This is a genomic window from Lentzea sp. NPDC020367 (assembly GCF_044387305.1).
GTDB lineage: Bacteria > Actinomycetota > Actinomycetes > Mycobacteriales > Pseudonocardiaceae > Lentzea.
On sequence record NZ_JBIRVV010000003.1, the window covers coordinates 1015952 to 1032752 of the forward strand.

At 68.7% G+C, this 16801-nt stretch carries 12 protein-coding genes and 1 tRNA gene; 7 read left to right on the forward strand and 6 right to left on the reverse strand.

Translation table 11 applies throughout. The features are described from left to right. Nucleotides 1–69 precede the first annotated feature (69 nt). Nucleotides 70–1581 (forward strand): M28 family metallopeptidase, encoded by a 1512-nt coding sequence (locus ACH413_RS17345; protein WP_360047978.1) that lies wholly within the window; start codon nucleotides 70–72, stop codon nucleotides 1579–1581. Between the two features lie 479 nt (nucleotides 1582–2060). Here the strand turns inward: ACH413_RS17345 and ACH413_RS17350 are convergent. Continuing rightward, nucleotides 2061–2145: transfer RNA gene (locus ACH413_RS17350), tRNA-Ser, on the reverse strand. Nucleotides 2146–2173: 28 nt separating this feature from the next. After that, nucleotides 2174–2605, reverse strand: a complete 432-nt coding sequence (locus ACH413_RS17355) for a MarR family transcriptional regulator (RefSeq protein WP_360048018.1) — start codon at nucleotides 2603–2605, stop codon at nucleotides 2174–2176. 164 nt (nucleotides 2606–2769) lie between these two features. Between ACH413_RS17355 and ACH413_RS17360 the strand changes: the two genes are divergently transcribed. From ACH413_RS17360 to ACH413_RS17375, 4 genes are all read left to right on the forward strand, one after another. After that, the gene (locus ACH413_RS17360) at nucleotides 2770–4485 is read left to right on the forward strand and encodes a bifunctional metallophosphatase/5'-nucleotidase (RefSeq protein WP_360047976.1); all 1716 of its coding nucleotides are present in this window, start codon (nucleotides 2770–2772) and stop codon (nucleotides 4483–4485) included. A 96-nt stretch (nucleotides 4486–4581) separates the two neighbouring features. Further along, on the forward strand, nucleotides 4582–5148 hold the full coding sequence (locus ACH413_RS17365) for a hypothetical protein (protein ID WP_360047974.1): 567 nt from the start codon (nucleotides 4582–4584) through the stop codon (nucleotides 5146–5148). A 55-nt stretch (nucleotides 5149–5203) separates the two neighbouring features. Next, nucleotides 5204–5980, forward strand: a complete 777-nt coding sequence (locus ACH413_RS17370) for a hypothetical protein (protein WP_360047972.1) — start codon at nucleotides 5204–5206, stop codon at nucleotides 5978–5980. Between the two features lie 574 nt (nucleotides 5981–6554). Continuing rightward, nucleotides 6555–7451, forward strand: coding sequence for a neutral zinc metallopeptidase (locus ACH413_RS17375; protein ID WP_360047970.1), 897 nt, complete (start codon nucleotides 6555–6557; stop codon nucleotides 7449–7451). Here ACH413_RS17375 and ACH413_RS17380 read toward each other — a convergent pair. The 4 genes from ACH413_RS17380 to ACH413_RS17395 form a co-directional block, all read right to left on the reverse strand. Then, the gene (locus ACH413_RS17380; RefSeq protein ID WP_360047968.1) at nucleotides 7448–8842 is read right to left on the reverse strand and encodes a M28 family peptidase; all 1395 of its coding nucleotides are present in this window, start codon (nucleotides 8840–8842) and stop codon (nucleotides 7448–7450) included. The genes ACH413_RS17375 and ACH413_RS17380 overlap by 4 nt on opposite strands. Before the next feature lie 63 nt (nucleotides 8843–8905). Beyond that, nucleotides 8906–9613, reverse strand: a complete 708-nt coding sequence (locus tag ACH413_RS17385; protein WP_360047966.1) for a class I SAM-dependent methyltransferase — start codon at nucleotides 9611–9613, stop codon at nucleotides 8906–8908. 158 nt (nucleotides 9614–9771) lie between these two features. Further along, nucleotides 9772–10182 (reverse strand): VOC family protein, encoded by a 411-nt coding sequence (locus tag ACH413_RS17390; RefSeq protein WP_360047965.1) that lies wholly within the window; start codon nucleotides 10180–10182, stop codon nucleotides 9772–9774. A 10-nt stretch (nucleotides 10183–10192) separates the two neighbouring features. Then, nucleotides 10193–10624 (reverse strand): helix-turn-helix transcriptional regulator, encoded by a 432-nt coding sequence (locus ACH413_RS17395; RefSeq protein WP_360047963.1) that lies wholly within the window; start codon nucleotides 10622–10624, stop codon nucleotides 10193–10195. A 171-nt stretch (nucleotides 10625–10795) separates the two neighbouring features. Between ACH413_RS17395 and ACH413_RS17400 the strand changes: the two genes are divergently transcribed. Next, entirely contained in the window at nucleotides 10796–13393 is a 2598-nt protein-coding gene (locus ACH413_RS17400) for an SdrD B-like domain-containing protein (RefSeq protein ID WP_360047962.1), read from the forward strand. A gap of 166 nt (nucleotides 13394–13559) precedes the next feature. Next, nucleotides 13560–16709 carry a carboxypeptidase-like regulatory domain-containing protein gene (locus ACH413_RS17405; protein ID WP_360047960.1) on the forward strand — a complete coding sequence of 1050 codons (3150 nt, stop codon included), beginning with the start codon at nucleotides 13560–13562 and terminating at the stop codon, nucleotides 16707–16709. The last annotated feature ends 92 nt before the right edge of the window (nucleotides 16710–16801 follow it).

Consider the following 16801-nt stretch of genomic DNA (forward strand, 5'->3'; position numbering starts at 1 on the left):
GACCGACGGATTGTGTCGTGGGTCTCCCTTTTGTGAGGGTTCAGCCATCTCGAACGAAGGGGAACGTTCATGTCCGGCAGAACCAAGCTGGCGACTGTGCTTGCCATCTCGGCACTAGTCGCAGCCCCTACCGCCACGGCGTCCGCCGCCGCTGATCCGGCAGGCCCCGCACTCGCCAAGAAGCTCGCGAAGAAGGTGACCGTCGAGGGTGTCAACCGGCACCTGATCGCGTTCCAGCGTCTCGCCGACCGCAACGGCGGCAACCGCGCCGCCCTGACGCCCGGCTACGACGCCAGCGTCGACTACGTGGCGGGCAAGCTCCGCGACGAGGGCTTCATCGTCACGACGCCGAACTTCACCTTCGACATCCCGGTGACCGACGCCGAGACCGCCCGCGTCGACGGCGTGAACTACCAGGCGCTGATCCTGACCGCGTCGCCGCAGACCCCGGCCGGCGGCATTACCGGCCCGCTGCGCGTGGTCCCGGAAGACGCCACTCCTGGCTGCGAGGCCAGCGACTTCGCCGGACAGGACTTCACCGGCTCGGTGGCCCTGATCCGCCGAGGCGCGTGCACGTTCGAGCAGAAGCACCTCAACGCGTTCGCCGCCGGCGCCATCGCCGTCCTGGTGTCGAACAACGTCGCGGGCCCGCTGTCGAACGTGACGCTGACCAACCCCGGCAAGATCCCGACCGCAGGCGTCTCCCAGGCCGACGGCACCACGCTCGCCGGCAAGGCGGGCCTCCCGGTCACCGTGGACTTCCGCTTCCACACCGAGAGCCGCACCCAGCGCAACGTCATCGCCGAGACCCGCACGGGCCGCAAGAACAACGTCGTCATGGCGGGTTCGCACCTCGACAGCGTCGAAGTGGGCCCCGGCATCAACGACAACGGCTCCGGCTCCGCCGCTCTGCTCGAAACCGCCCTGCAGCTCGGCTCCCGCCCGAAGGTCGACAACGCCATCCGGTTCGCCTGGTGGGGTGCCGAAGAGCGCGGCCTGATCGGCTCCGAGGAATGGGTCCGCCAGCAGACGTTCGAACAGCAGCTCGACATCGCGCTGTACCTGAACTTCGACATGGTCGGCTCCCCGAACGCCGCGTACTTCATCTACGACGGCGACGACTCCGACGCCACCGGCGCGGGCCCGGGCCCGTACGGCTCGGCCCAGATCGAAAAGGCCTTCGCCGACTACTTCACCGCCAAGGGCGTCCCGACCGAAGGCACCGACTTCTCGGGCCGCTCCGACTACGGCGAGTTCATCGCGCAGGGCATCCCGGCCGGCGGCCTCTTCACCGGCGCCGAGGGCGTCAAGACCGCCGCACAGGCAGCCAAGTGGGGCGGCAAGGCAGGCGTCGCCTACGACCCGTGCTACCACTCGAAGTGCGACAACCTCGGCAACCTCGACCGAGTGGCCCTCGGCCGCAACGCGGGCGCCATCGCCTTCGTGACCGCGGCCTACGGCGTCTCGACCGAGGACGTCAACGGCGTGCCGCCGCGCGCGAAGCGGGCCGAGGCCCGCAAGTCCGCGGCACTGCAGAAGACCGCCGCACACGACGACCACACGCACCTGGCCGTCTCGTAGTTCGCTGATCCGATGGACGGCGGCGGCGCCTTCGGGCACCGCCGCCGTTTCGTTCAGCGGCTCAACTCGTCCCGTGCCGCCGCGAGGAACGCGACCTTGGGCCCTTGAGAGGTGGTCCCACAGCGAACCGCCGCGAGAACGTGATCGAGAGCCTGAGCACACGCACGCGCCGACTCGTGCAACGACGATGCGAACAGCACGTGGATCATCCGCTCGCACGCCCACAACTCGAGGGCCGCCGTCTTTCAGACTGCCGATTCGCTCCGGTCCTCGGCAGCCGGCTGCCCAGCCCGGATGAACTCACGCAAGGGCTCCAGTCACTCCACCCACCGGGCGTTGTCGCCGCAGATCAAGCTGCATTGGTTCGACCGCCTCGACTTCGTGATTGCCGAGACAGGCAGCAATGGGGCACCAGCCCCCAACAAACACCTGGAGCGAGTTCCGGTCGACGCTTTCCGTCGACACACTTCACCCACGAGCGGAAGCGGAGGGATTTGAACCCCCGGACGGTTGCCCGTCTCCCGCTTTCAAGGCGGGTGCATTCGGCCGCTCTGCCACGCTTCCCCGACGCCACCGGCGTCAGCGACAAAGCCTAGCCGTTCGACTCCCTCAGGTGTGTCATGACCCGGTCGAACACCTTGGCCAGCACCTCGCCCTCCTCGGGCGTGATCAGGTCAACGATGTGCTCCCGGACCCCGCGCAGGTGCGTGGGGGCGGCCGCGACCAGCTGCGCCATGCCGGCGGCGGTCAGTTCGGCGAGCACGCCTCGTCCGTCCTCTGTGCACTCGCGGCGGGAGACGAGGCCGGCCTTCTCCATGCGCGCGACCTGGTGGGAGACGCGTGACTTAGAGGAGGCGACGTCCTCGGCGAGTTGCGTCATTCGCATGCGCCGGTTTGGCTGTTCGGACAATCTGACCAGAATCTCGTAGTCCGCCAGTGACACTCCGTGGGTGTCCTGCAGCTCTCGGTGCAGGCGGTCCATGAGCATGGACGAACCGTTCACGTAGGTGCGCCAGGCGCGCATCTCGCCCTCGTCGAGCCAGTGCGGCTCCTGCTCACTTGGTGTCACGCGAACAAGGTTAGTCCTGAGCATGACGATCCAGTCATTGCTCTGGAAAACGTGGCGTTCGGAAGGCAGACTCCTCCGCCGTACACGCGCGTTAACCACGCCATCGAAAGGCTCCACGCATGAGTTCGTTCAGACGGCTTTCCGTTCTGGCGATCACCGCCGCCGCGGCCACTGTCATCAGCTCTACCGGGGCAGCCCAGGCCGATGCCCAGTCACTGCGCGGTCGGGGCACGGTTGACGTGCGCCTGATCGGAATCAACGACCTGCACGGCAACATCGAGCCGCCCACCGGGTCGTCCGGGCGCGTCATCCTGCCGGACGGCACGACCGTCGACGCCGGTGGCGCCGCCTTCAACGCCACGCACATCAAGAACCTCCAGAAGGAGGTCAAGAACTCGGTGATCGTCGGGCAGGGCGACCTGATCGGCGCGTCGCCGCTCGTGTCGGCGCTGTTCCACGACGAGCCGACGATCGAGGTGCTCAACAAGGTCGGCATGGACACGACCGCGGCGGGCAACCACGAGTTCGACGAGGGCTACAAGGAACTGCTGCGCATTCAGCGCGGTGGGTGCCACCCGGTGGACGGGTGCCAGTTCAGCGAGAAGTACAAGGGCGCGAACTTCCCGATCCTCGGTGCGAACGTCACGGACGCGAAGCACGGGCTGCCGGCTCTGCCGCCGTTCTGGGTGGAGATCCGCGACGGGATTCCGATCGGCTTCATCGGCATGCCGCTCAAGGACGTGCCGATCCTGGTCGACCCGAACGGCATCAAGGACATCAAGTTCGGTGACGAGGTGAAGGCGGCCAACAAGTACGCCAACCTCCTCGACGCCATCGGCATCAAGTCGATCGTGCTGCTCGTGCACCAGGGCGACCAGGTCACCTCCACGGGTGGCGGGCCCAACGCGTGCAACGTGGCTCCCGAGAACCCCGGCAGCTACATCGCGGCGAACGTCAGCCCGAAGATCGACGCGGTCTTCTCCGGCCACAGCCACCAGCACTACAACTGCGTGGTCAAGGACCCGGCAGGCAACCCGCGGCCGTTCATCGAGGGCCTGGCCTTCGGACGTGAGCTCAGCGTCGTCGACCTCAAGATCGACCGCCGGACGCGCGACGTGGTCCGCGGCGAGACCAAGGCCGAGAACAAGATCGTCACCCGCACGGTGACGCCGGACCCCGCCATCCAGTCGATCATCGACCTGGCCAAGACGAAGTCCGCTCCGATCGCCAGCAGGCCGGTCGGCACGATCAGCAGCGACATCCTGAAGCTGCAGAACGCCGCCGGTGAGTCCCCGCTGGGCAACCTGATCGCCGATTCGCAGCTCGAGGCGACCAAGGGCAACGGTGCGGTGCTCGCGCTGATGAACCCCGGTGGCGTGCGCGCCGACCTCTCCTACGCCAGCTCGCCTGCCGGTGAGGGCGACGGCGTGGTCACCTACAACGACGCGTTCACCGTGCAGCCGTTCGGCAACATCCTGCAGACCGTCACGCTGACGGGCGCGCAGATCAAGAACGCGCTGGAGCAGCAGTTCGTCGTGGGCAAGACCACGGTGCTGCAGCCCTCGTCGGGCCTGACCTACGGCTGGTCGCTCACCGCGCCGATCGGTTCGAAGGTCTCGAACATCGTGCTCAACGGCACGCCGATCGACCCGGCAGCGAGCTACCGCGTGACGATCAACAGCTTCCTGCAGGGCGGTGGTGACGGCTTCAGCGAGTTCACCAAGGGCACGAACATCACCGGTGGTGGCATCGACCTGGACGCCTTCGCCGCGTACCTCGCCGCGCACCCGAACCAGGCGCCGCCGGCGCTCAACCGCATCACGCAGCTGCCGTAACCGCAGAACGCAGCTGAAGGCCATCCCGGCGACGCAGGTCGCCGGGATGGCCTTTTCATGTGCCTGATTGCTCCATTTGATCTAGGGTGAGGGCCGATGTCGTGGTTGCGTCGGCTCCTCCTGCTCGCCGGTCTGGTGACCGGCGCCTGGCTGCTGGGCGCCGCCGGTCAGGCCAACGCCGACGTCCGGGTCGAGATCGACCAGCTCAAGGTCGAGGTGAAGCTCCCCGTTGCCGACGTCGGTCTCGAGGTCGAGACCAGGCCGCAGCAGCAACCCGAAGCGCCCGTCCCGCCGAAGCCCGACCCGCGCGTCGAGGCACCGGAACCACCGGCGGCACCCACGCCGGCGCGTCCAGTCGAAGCGCCCGTTCAGGCCGAGACGCTCCAGCAGCAGGCAGCACCACAGCCGCCACCGGCGCCGCTGACGACGCGCCCCACGAACCCCGTGCCCGTTCCGCACCAACCGCAACCGCAGGCCGAGCAGCCGATGCCCGGCACGCTTCCGCAGAGCGGCGCGGGGTCGGCCACGAGCACCCAGATTCCGGCGGGCACGCTGCCGCACGCGATGCGGCCGCCCACCACCACAGCGTCTCTCATCAGCACCGAACAGCAGGACGTGCCGCGGACCGTGCGCGCGGAGGAACCGACGTTCTCCCCGGACTGATCCCGCCTGCCGCACCAGCAGAGGGATCAGTCACCACATTCCAGGGAGAACAGTCATGCGCAAGAACCTCAACCGCACCATGTCCGCGGCCCTGCTCACCGGCGGCCTGATGGTCGCGTCCGCCGGATGGGCCCAGGCCGTCCCCGTGCCGCTCAACGTCGACGACGAGGTCCGCGTCGGCAACCTCGTCAGCGTCCCGGTCAAGGTTTGCGGCAACGCGATCAACGTCCTGGGCAACAGCGACGCCACCTGCGAGGAGACGCCCGCCGAGCGCACGCAGGCCGACAAGGCCCTCGTCTCCGCGCCCGTCACGGTGTGCGGCAACTCGGTCGGCGTCGCCGGCGGCGGTACCGGCAGCTGCGGCGAGACCAAGCCCCAGGAGCCCAACGGCACCGTCGAGGCCCCGGTGACGGTCTGCGGCACCAGCGCGGCCGTGCTCGGCACCGCGAGCGGCGACTGCGGCAAGACCGAGACCCCCGAGCAGCCGGAGCAGCCCGAACAGCCGGAGCAGCCCGAGAACCCCGAGCAGCCGGGCGAGAACCCCGAGAACCCGGGCAACGAGAACCCCGGCAACGGCAACCCCGGTGGCGGCAACAACAACGGCGGCAACAACGGCAACGGCAACAACAACTCCGGCAGCGGCAACACGGGCGACGACTCCGGCGCCGGCACCCCGCGGACCGGCGACAAGGCCTCGCAGCACGCCTCGGCGGTCATCCCGAACCTGTCGAAGACGGGCGCCGACCCGCTCGAGTTCCTGCTGGTCGGACTCGGCCTGATGACCGCCGGCGTGATGGCCCGCCGCGGTGCGCGTCGAATCACCAAGGCCTGATCCTGATCAATATCTGATCGTTTTCCCAATCGCCCGGCGAGAGATTCTCTCGCCGGGCGATTGCTGTCTGCAGTGTCGATCTCCGCAGGTCACCCGTCCGACTTCACCAATTCAGGTTTTGCGTGAGGTGTTGAGAAATGCGGCGATCAAGCGCATAGTCGATAACGAGCTGGCAACCGGTAGGTGAATGAACTAGACCACCCGGAGGCCACGCCCAGAAGGGGTAGGTGGTGCTGTGCAGGTATCTCCTCGCTGTGGCGAAACGCGGTCTGTCGCATCCCCGCGAACGGACTGGACGTGACCGGTCCGGTCGCGACTGTGTAGCGATGGACACGAGGTTTCGGGTGCCCAGGCGCCATCAGGCGTCGCTCGGCGCACTTCGACGCTGTTGAGCTCGGCATCGGTGTCGTCTCATGGCGTCACCGGCTGAGCGCCACGCCAACCTTCGTGGGCCGTAGTCGTCACTTCCAAATGGGAAAGCCCAGGTGCGGTGCCCCGACGTCGGGTCCCGCACCTGGGCGTCTTTTGTGCTTTATCGTGTGCCGCCTACGGGTCCTTGGCATGGAGGCACGCGGTGCAGTTCAACGAAGGCGCGGAACTCGACCTCTCGCAGGTGTCCGACCAACGAGGTGTCGGCGGCCGGGTCGCCGGCGTCGGCGGTGGTCTCGGCGTGGTCGGCCTCATCATCTACTTCCTGATCCAGCAGTTCACCGGCATCCAGCTGCCGGCGGGCGGGCTCGAGGGCATGGGCAACAACACCCAGGTCGAGTCCGGTCAGCTGCTCGAGAAGTGCAAGACCGGCGCTGACGCGAACCGCGACAGCGACTGCCGGGTCGTGGCCACGATCAACTCGATCCAGGGCTTCTGGACCGACCAGTTCGCCCGCTCGGGCAACACCTACCAGGTCACGAAGACCAACTTCTTCCGCAACAGCGTGAACACCCGCTGCGGCAACGCCACCTCCGCGGTCGGCCCGTTCTACTGCCCCGCGGACTCCCAGGTGTACATCGACCTGGACTTCTTCAACGAGTTGCGGACCAAGTTCGGCGCGACCGGCGGACCGTTCGTCGAGGCCTACGTGCTCGCCCACGAGTACGGCCACCACGTGCAGAACCTGCTCGGCACCTCGGACCGGGTCGGCCGGGAGACCGGTCCCACCTCGGGTTCGGTGCGCCTCGAACTGCAGGCCGACTGCTACGCGGGCGCCTGGGGCAAGGCCGCGACGACGATTCCGTCCGCCAACGGCCAGCCCCTCATCTCGAACATCACCCAGGAGGACGTGAACGCCGCCCTCGACGCGGCGGCCCGCATCGGTGACGACTTCATCCAGAGCAACCTCGGTGGCGGGCGGGTCGACACGACCAAGTTCAGCCACGGCAGCTCGGCGCAGCGGCAGAAGTGGTTCACGACCGGGCTGGAGACGGGCGACCCCGCCCGCTGCAACACGTTCGACACGAACAACCTGGGCTAACGCAGCGAGGCCCGTTCCTGGCGGGACGGGACGCCGTTCACTCCCTCGGTGGTGACGGCGTAGGAGGCGATGACGTGGGCCGCGGCGGAGACGTTGCGGCCCAGCGCCTCGCGGTTGATGTTGCCGAGGTTGTCGCACGCGCGGTGGTAGCAGGGATCCATCTCCACGCCCGCCGTGCCGCCCCACTTCGCGGCCTGGGCCGCGGTCTTGACCTCGCCGCCGCCGGAGATGATGCCCCCGGCCGGGATGCCGAGCGCGGTGAACGAGCCGTAGTCGCTCGCGCCGCGCACGTTCAGGCCCTCAGGACCGAGGTTGCGCGCCGTGTAGAAGTCGCTGAACGCCTGCTCGACGTGCTTCGACCCGTACGGCAGGCCGGGGTCGTTGTAGACGTAGTAGCCGGGGTTGGGTGAGCCGACCATGTCGAAGTTCAGGTACAGCGCGATGTCGAGCTGCTGCTCGAACGACAGCGCCGAGGCGTAGGCGCGCGAGCCGATCAGGCCGGCCTCCTCCGCGCCCCACCAGGTGAAGCGGACCGCGTTGGGCAGCTTGGGCCGGGCGCCCATCTTCAGCGCGACCTCGAGCAGCGCGGCGGATCCCGAGCCGTTGTCGTTCATGCCGGGACCGGCGTCGACGCTGTCGAGGTGCGCGCCGGCCACGACGACGTTGTCGGTGCGCCCCGTGCGCGTCTGCGCGACGACGTTGCGGTCGAGGTGGACCTCGTCGTGGTGGCGCAGGTCGAGCGTGACGGTCTGTCCTGCCAGGGCGGCGAGCGCGGTGCCGTCGGCCTTCGAGGCGGTGCCGCCCGGGATCGCGCCGGGGATGCGCAGGTCGAGGTGGCCGTCGACGTTGTTGGAGATGATCACGGCGGCGGCGCCCGCGTTGACGGCGTTGGCGTACTTGCTGACGAACGTGCAGGTGCCGCGCCGGATCAGGGCGACAGCGCCCTTGAAGTCCTGACCCGCGAAGTCACTGGCTTCGCAGCCCGGCGTGCCGTCCTCCGGCACCGTCCGCAGCGGCGCGGTGAGGCCGCCGTCCGGGGTGTTCGGGGTGTCGCCGAACGGCACGAGCTCGTGCGACGCCGTTCCTGCCGACGCCCGGCCCGCGTCGTCGACCTTCCGCTTGATCTCGAACTCCGGCGTGGTCACGTCGAACCCGGCATCGCGCAGCCGCCCGGCCACGTAGTCGACGCTGGCCGAGTAACCGCTGGTCATCGCCGCACGGTTGCCGCCGTGGGTGTCGGCGATGCGCTGGAACGCGATCAGGTGGCGGTGCGCGCCATCCGCGCTGACTCGGGCGGACAGGTCGCGGGCGGGATCGGTGGCGGCGCTCGCTGTGGAGCCGAGCAACACCATGGACGAGGCGAGGGCAGCTACCGCGATGTTGGCACGCATGTGATCGACCTTGGCCCGGGTGGTCATGAGAGCGCTACCACCCGGGCCAAGTGAGACAGTCGATCAGCGGCGCGCCACGGCCAGCAACCGGTGGTCGCCCACGCGGAAAGCGCTTCCGTCGACGTCGCCGAACAGTTCGACCGACGAGAACCCGGCGGCGTTCAGCATCCGGGTCAGCTCAGCGGCCGTGTAGACGTGCTGCTCGCAGACCGACCGCTGCGTCCGCTCCCCGTCCGTGAACGTGAAGTCGATCAGCAGCCGCCCTGAGGCGATGTCGTACTGGTTCACGGCGACGCAGTCCACGCCCCCGAACGACATGCGCAGCTCGCCCGGCAATGAAGGCAGCAACGACTCGGCCGTGCAGCCGTAGTCGATGACGAGAACCGGTGCCGCGGCGGCCAGGTCGGCCAGGAACCGCTGCGAACCGGCGTGCGACAGGTAGCCGAAGCTGTTGCCCAGGCACAGGGCCAGGTCGGCGGTCACGCCGAACGAGCCCAGCGCCGCCAGGTCGCCCTGCCGCCAGTCGAGCTCGGGCGCCAGCGCACGGGCGTGGGAGATGGCCTCGGCGGAGATGTCGATGCCGGTGGTCGTGTAGCCGCGGCGGGCCAGTTCGATGCTGTGCCTGCCGCTGCCGCACGGTGCGTCCAGCACCCGCGGGCCCGCGCTGAAACCGGTGATGAAGTCGATCTCGGCCGAGGTGACGGAAGCCGGGACGGCGCCACGCCAGAAGGTGTTGGCGAGATCGGTGAAGAACGAGGTGTACCACGTCAAGGTAGTGCTCCTGGTGATCGCGAGAAACAGAACGCGAGAGTCACCGGGTACTGCGAAGGCACCCGGTGTGTCCGGGGCTGCCCATGGCATCGACCTTGTCTTCGAGAACGTCTGAAGGCATTACTGAAGCACGTCCAGCAGGTAGATCGGAAGTGCTTTTACGGCTGAGCCGAACGCGGCGTGGAGAAGCGGATCATGTTGCCGGACGGGTCGCGGAAGGCGCAGTCGCGAACGCCGTAGAACTGGTCGACCGGTTCCTGCAGCACCTCGGCGCCGGCCGCGCGCACCTGCTCGAACTTCGCGTCCACGTCGTCGAGTTCGAAGATGACGCCGTGCAGCGATCCCTTGGCCAGCAACGCGTGCAGCGCCTCGTGGTCGGTCGGCGGGATGGGCGGCCCGATGCGGGACAGGCCGATCTCGACGTCCGGCTGTTCGGCCGGCCCGACGGTCAGCCAGCGGTAGTCCTCGACGGACTCGTCGGTGCGCACTTCGAGTCCGATGACGTCGCGGTAGAACTTCAGCGCGGCGTCCTGGTCGTGGACGAAGAGGAACGTGTGCGAGAGCTTCATGGGCGAAACCCTAGGCACGCCGCGAACGCGTCGCTTCTCCAAACCTGCTCGGTCTCGTCAGCCCCATCAAATGACATCCGGGAACCGCCGCCAGCGAATCATGAGCGCGCGCCCGGTAGGCCGAAGGCGTCTCCCCGACCAGTTCGGTGAACCGCGCGGAGAACGAGCCGAGCGACGTGCACCCGACCTCGACGCAGACCTCCGTCACCGACAACGTTCCGAGCCGCAGCAACGCCTTGGCCCGTTCGATCCGCCGCGTCATCAGGTACCCGTACGGCGTCTCGCCGTAGGCCGCGCGGAACTGGCGGGCGAAGTGCGACGGCGACATCAGCGCGGCTCGGGCCATCGCGGGCACGTCCAACGGCCGCGCGTACTCGCGGTCCATCAGGTCGCGCGCCCGGCGCAGGTGCGCGAGGTCCTCCGGCGTCACGAACACCAGCATGCCACCGCCGTGAGCACAGACGAGTCCCCGCGATGCTCACGCTTCCCGCGTGCCATTGGTTGCCCTCCCCGAGGAAGATCTTGAACGCATTTTCAGCCTGCTTCCGACCCTTTCGGCAGCTCCTGTTCCTGGGGTACTTTCCGCACGTCACTGGGGACTCGGGGGGAACCGTTGTCCGATAGCTCGATCAGCCGTGCCATGCTCAAGATCGGTGTTCTCACCACCGTCGTGGCACTGGCTTTCAGCAGCACCGCCTTCGCGCAGTCCGAGCCCGCGAGCACATCGCCCGCGCCCACCGGGACATCCGCGTCGCCGTCCTCGGAGCCCTCGCCGCCACCGCAGCCGGCCCAGGCTCCTCAGCAGGACAGCGTCTCCGGCGTGCTGTACGCCGACAAGAACGGCGACGGAGTGCAGGACCCCGGCGAGGCGGTCTCGGGCGGCTTCGTGGAGCTCCTGGGCGCAGGCGAACCGGCCAAGCGCTCCACGACCATCGACGCGGACGGGAAGTTCGTCTTCCGCGACCTCGCGCCCGGCACGTACGCGCCGACCTACTCGCTGGACGACGGCTGGGTGGTTCACCACGTCAATCCCGGCGGTGACCTGATCGACGTCAAGGCGAACGAGACGACCCGGATCACGGCGCGCGCGGAGCGGCCGTACAGCGAGCAGATCCAGGTCAGCGCGACGTTCGACCGCGAGAACTACCGCCTTCCGGCGACCGCGAGGATCACGCTGAACTTCCACAACGTCGGCAACCGCAAGATCTACGGAATCAAGCCGCAGTGCGAGAGCCGGAGCAAGCCGGAGGGACTCGGCCGCGGCAGGGGCTGGGACGCGCTCCTGGCGAACGGCCTCACGCTCGACGCCGGGCAGAAGTTCACGATGACGATCGACGAGGAGATCCCCGAAGCGGCCAGCCTGCTGGGCGCGGTGGGTCTCCTCTGCCGGTTCGCTCCCAACGCCGGTTGGAACACCGACGGTCCGATGATCAGCGTCCAGGCGCGGGCGAGCGGCGGTACGGGCGCGTACGTCATGGTGTTCGGCGAGGACAGGAACGCCGACTCGCGCATCGAGGGGGACGAAGCGCTCGAGGGCCTCCACGTCAGTTTGCTGGACAGCCGGACCGGGGAGTTCGCCGCCGAGTCCACCAGCGGGGCGGACGGCCGGATCGAGTTCGCCGGCCTGCCGATCGGTGAGTACCGGGCCTTCGTCAACGGGCCGTGGACGTTCGCCGAAGCGGGACAGGAGCGGGTGGTCATCACCGGGAAGGGCGGCGGCGGGGTCCGGTTCCTGAAGCCTGCGATTCCTGCGGAACTGCGGGTCGAGGTCAAGCTGGACAAACCTCGCTACGAGTCGCACGAGACGGTTCACCTGGAGCTGACCATCACGAACATCGGTGGCCAGACCGCCGAACGGGTCTGGGTCGAATGGCTCGACGGACTGTCGCTGCCGGCCGAGCAGTGGGGAGAGTTCAGACCGTACTTCGGCGGCGGGCGGATTCCCGCCGGCGAGTCCCGCACTCTCAGCGTCTCGGGCCAGATCAGCGCCATCGCCGACGGCGAGCTCGCGGTGGTGGGGGCCGTCGCCCACCTCGGCATGGCGGACCTCTCCCGCTTCCGGGCCACGGCCGAGGTCGTGCCGACCAAGGGCGATCTCGGTGGCGTCGTCTACACCGACAAGAACCGCAACGGGCGGATCGACGAGGGCGAGGCGGCCCCTGACGCCGTGGTCTCGCTCAGCGGCGGGGCTCCGCACGACTCCCGCGAAGTCGTGACGGACTCCGAGGGCAGGTTCTCGGCGAAGGGCATCCCGTCCGGTGACTACAACATCAGCTTCCGGCTGGCCGGCGGGTGGATCGTGCACGCCGAGAGCCAGGACTCGACGGTGCGGGTCGAACCGGGCAAGCCGCTCGACCTGACCGTCCGGGCAGAGCGCCCGTACACCGAACTGTTCACGGCGACCGCCGAGCTGGACAAGACCTCCTACGTGCTGGGGGAGACCGCCAAGATCACCATCAGGTTCGTCAGCACCACCGACCGCGAGATCCGCGGCATCAAGGCCATGTGCAACTTCAACGGCGACGTGCACCACTTCGGCGGCAACTTCGACAACCCCATGCCGCCGGGATGGGGAGACCTCCGCGAGGACAGTCCCGGTGTCACGCTCGCCGCCGGCGGGACGAAGACGATCGTTGTCGAGGAAGCGGTGCCCGCGGGCGCCGCCATCTGGCAGATGGCGGCGCTGGCCTGCCGCTTCGGGCCGGACCCCGTCGAGAACAGCGACATTCCCTTCGCCTTCGACTGGGCCGCTGTCCAGAGCGGGACCGGTTCGTTGAAGGGCAGGCTCGCGCACGACCGCAACAACAACCGCGTCGTGGACCCCGGAGAGGCCGTCACCGGCGCCCGCGTCCTGCTGATGACCGACAAGGAGTACGGCTTCCAGCTCGCGGAGGCGGTCTCGGACGCGGACGGGGTGATGCGCTTCGCTGAGCTGCCGCCCGGTGAGTTCTGGGCGTCGGTCGACGGATCGTGGAGGTTCGAGGGCGACGAGGGCAAGACGGACATCAGGGGCGGCGAACTGACGGAACGCGACCTCTTCGTGGTGCCCGTGCCGCAAGCCACCCCGCCGCCCGCCCAGCAGCACTCCAGCGGTGGCACCAAGGGCGCGCTCGCCAGGACCGGCGCCAGTGTGCTCGGACTCGGTCTGGTCGCCGCGCTCCTCGTGGCGTTCGGCATCGGTGCCAGGGTCGCCGGCCGCCGCAGGACCTGACCGAGGCAGGAATCATTTCCTGAAATGTCGTTGATCCGGTACTTTGCCCGAGTCTGCCGGGCACGTGCGGGGGCTTGATGCTCAGGCAGACCATTCCTACGGGGTCTATGGGGGATTCCTAGTGTCCGAGAGATCGGTCAGCCGTGCCCTGCTCAGATTCGGGGCCTTGACCACCGCTGCCGTCCTCGCGTTCGGCACCGCCACCGGCGGTGCGCAGGCGCAGGAGCCGGAAACACCGACGTCGACCGTCGAACCGACGCAGACGACCGCACCGAGTACGCCGCCGCCGTCGAACGAGCCGGAGCCGCCCGCGTCGAGCGACCCATCGGTCCCGCCGCCGTCGGGTGACCCCGCTCCGCCGTCGACCTCGACGCCTCCGCAGGAGAACCCGCCCGTCCCGAGCACGTCCGTCCCGAGCACGCCGGTCACGCCGCCCAGCGAGCCCGCGAAGGCGGAAGAGCCCAAGCAGGCGACGCAGCAGGCCGCACCGGACCTCAAGATCTCCGTGAAGTTCGACCGCGCCGAGTACTCCATGGGCGAGCCGCTGGGCGTCACGGTGACCGTTCGCAACGAGGGTGACGTCGCCGCGAACCAGATCCGGTTCGCCAGCGAGGTCCTGTCGATGAACCTGACCACGGGCGTCGACGACCTGATCTCCCGCCCGAGCCTGGCTCCCGGCGAGGAGAAGGTGATCAAGCTCGGTGCCACGGCGCAGTGGGGCGTCCCGAGCGTGGCGCTCACCGTTCGCACCTGGGCCGAGGGCGCGACCGACAAGACGCCGAACGACAACCTGTCACGAGCCGAGACGAAGATCGTCAGCAACGGCGGCCAGATCAGCGGTGTGCTGTTCGAGGACCGCGACGGCAACGGCGTCGCGGGCCCCGGCGAGGGCATCGACTGGCAGACGCTGAAGCTGAGCGGTGGTCCCGCGTTCCCGAATTCCGGCCAGACGTCCAACGGCGGCCAATTCACGATGCGTGACGTTCCGCCTGGCACCTACCAGGTGCGGTGGACCGGCAGCAGCTCCGGCAGCCCCAACTCCCTGACGGTCAAGCCCGGCCAGTTCATCACCGTCAAGCAGGGCGAGACCACCGAGGTCGCGCTGCAGGCCGTGCCGGCGCTCTCGCGTTCGCTGTGGATCTCCGGCCACTCGTTCGACAAGCCGAGGTACGCCAAGGGCGACCCGATCTCGGTGAGCGTCACGCTGCGCAACAACGGCACGACGCCGATCACCGACCTCGTCACCGTCTGCGACCCGGAGAACGACCCGGCGACCCTCGACGGCACCGGCGACGGCTGGGGCGACCTGCGCCCGGACCGCAGCGGCGTCACGATCGCCGCGGGTGAGACGAAGACGTTCACGGTCACCGACACCGTGCCCGACGTCGACTTCCCGAACGGCAAGGTCTACTTCGCCTGCGCCTTCAGCGTCGACGGCCGCAACGCCGACGGTCCTGGCGCCGGCTACGGCTCCGCGAACCCCGGCCTCACGGTCGGGGCGGACGTCGCCGGCATCTACGGCACGGTTTCCGGCCACCTCCGCGTGGACGGCTCCGGCATCGCCTCGACCAAGATCGTCGCGATCGACCCCGCGACCAAGCGGATCGTCGGCCAGTCGTGGACCGACTGGAACGGCTCGTGGCGGATCCAGAACCTGCGCCAGGGCAAGGTCGCCTTCCAGGTCGTCGGCGGCTGGAAGCTCGAGGACGGCAGCGTGCACCGGCTGGTCGACGTCATCGCCGAGCAGGAGGTCGTCGCCGATCTCGACGTGGTGAGCGGTCCCGTCGTGAACGACCCGACGGTCTTCGCACCGGACCTGAAGGTCTCGGTCTCGTTCGACAAGTCGAACTACGACCTCTCCGACATGGTGCGCATGACGCTCAAGGTCGAGAACATCGGCACCGGCGCGGAGCCGGCGCGGGGTCGCTGGAACGGCACTCCGCACAACGAGCAAGAGCCCTACTTCGACTACGCGGAGCTCCGCAGGTTCCTGGACCCCGAGATCGTGCTCTACCCCGGTGAGAGCAAGCAGGCCACGTTCATCGGCCGGCTCAGGGACGGGGGCGACGACGCCGACAAGCTCCGCAAGGTGAGCTACGTGGCCGAGGTCGGATCCCAGACCGGCGACCCGAACCGCGACAACAACAAGGCCGAGGCGCGGGCGGACGTCAGCTGGGGCACCGGTTCCGTGGCGGTCCTCGTGTACGGCGACCGCAACCTGAACGGGCAGCCGGACGCGGGTGAGGAGCTCGCGAACCGCAAGGTTCGGGTCGGCGGCGGCAAGCCGCACGTGAACAAGGAGGCGACGACCGACGCTTCCGGCCGGATCCGCGTCACCGACGTGCCCGCGGGCATGTACTCCGCCTCGGATCAGTACGACCGCGACTCCGGCTGGATTCAGGACACCCCCGAGGCCGATCGCGTTGTCGTGGTGAACCCCGGCGACGAGGGCACGGCACGGGTGCGGCTGGTCCGGCCGCTGTCGGACGAGCTGAAGGCGTCGATCAAGTTCGACAAGCCGGAGTACCAGGCCGGCGACGCCGTCGGCGTCTCCGTGTCGATCACGAATGGCACCACGAAGTCGTTGCAGGTCAAGGGGGAGTGCGGGGGCGGCAGCCACGGCCCCTACCTCGGCAACGACCTTCCGGAGTGGGGTCAGCTGGGCAGGGGCGCCGCCGGTGTGCAGATCGCGGCGGGCCAGACGTTCGACGTCCACTTCAGCACCGCGTTGCCCGCGTCGTCGCCGGACTGGGGCTACGTCACGGTCGGCTGCTCGTTCGGGCCGGAGAACGGCAACGGCAACCCGCACGCGTCCGCCACGAGCAAGGTGCCCGGTGCGACGGAGACGTTCACCGGCTTCGTGGTCACCGGCGACTGGATGGCGCCGGAGAAGGTGCCGAACGTCAAGCTCGTGCTGCTCGACCCGCACACCGGCAAGCCGGTCGTGAGCACGACCACGGACGCCCAGGGTGCCTGGACCTTCCCGGACCTGCCGGTCGGCGAGTACGTCCCGCTGGTGGTGGGCCCGTGGAAGGTCATCGACCTCGGCGAGGGTGAGCCCTTCGGCAACGTCCGGGGTCGCCAGTGGCCGTCGTACATCTGGATCGAGCGTGGCCCCGAGGTCACCGACCCGACGGTCGTCACTCCCGGAGGCGCTGGCGGGAACGGTGGCGGCTGGAGCAACGGCACGATCCTGGCGCCGGCGACCAAGAACACGGATGCGCTGGCGAACACCGGCGTGGGCGTGCTCGGACTCGTGCTCTTCGGCGCGTTGCTCGTGATGACGGGCGCGGCGATGAGGCGCAAGGTCGCCTAGCGGAACACCCGACAGCAGGCCCGGCGCTCACTCTGAGTGCCGGGCCTGCTGTCATAAGCGCCACACTCTGTCGTCCCGAGTGGAGTGTTAGC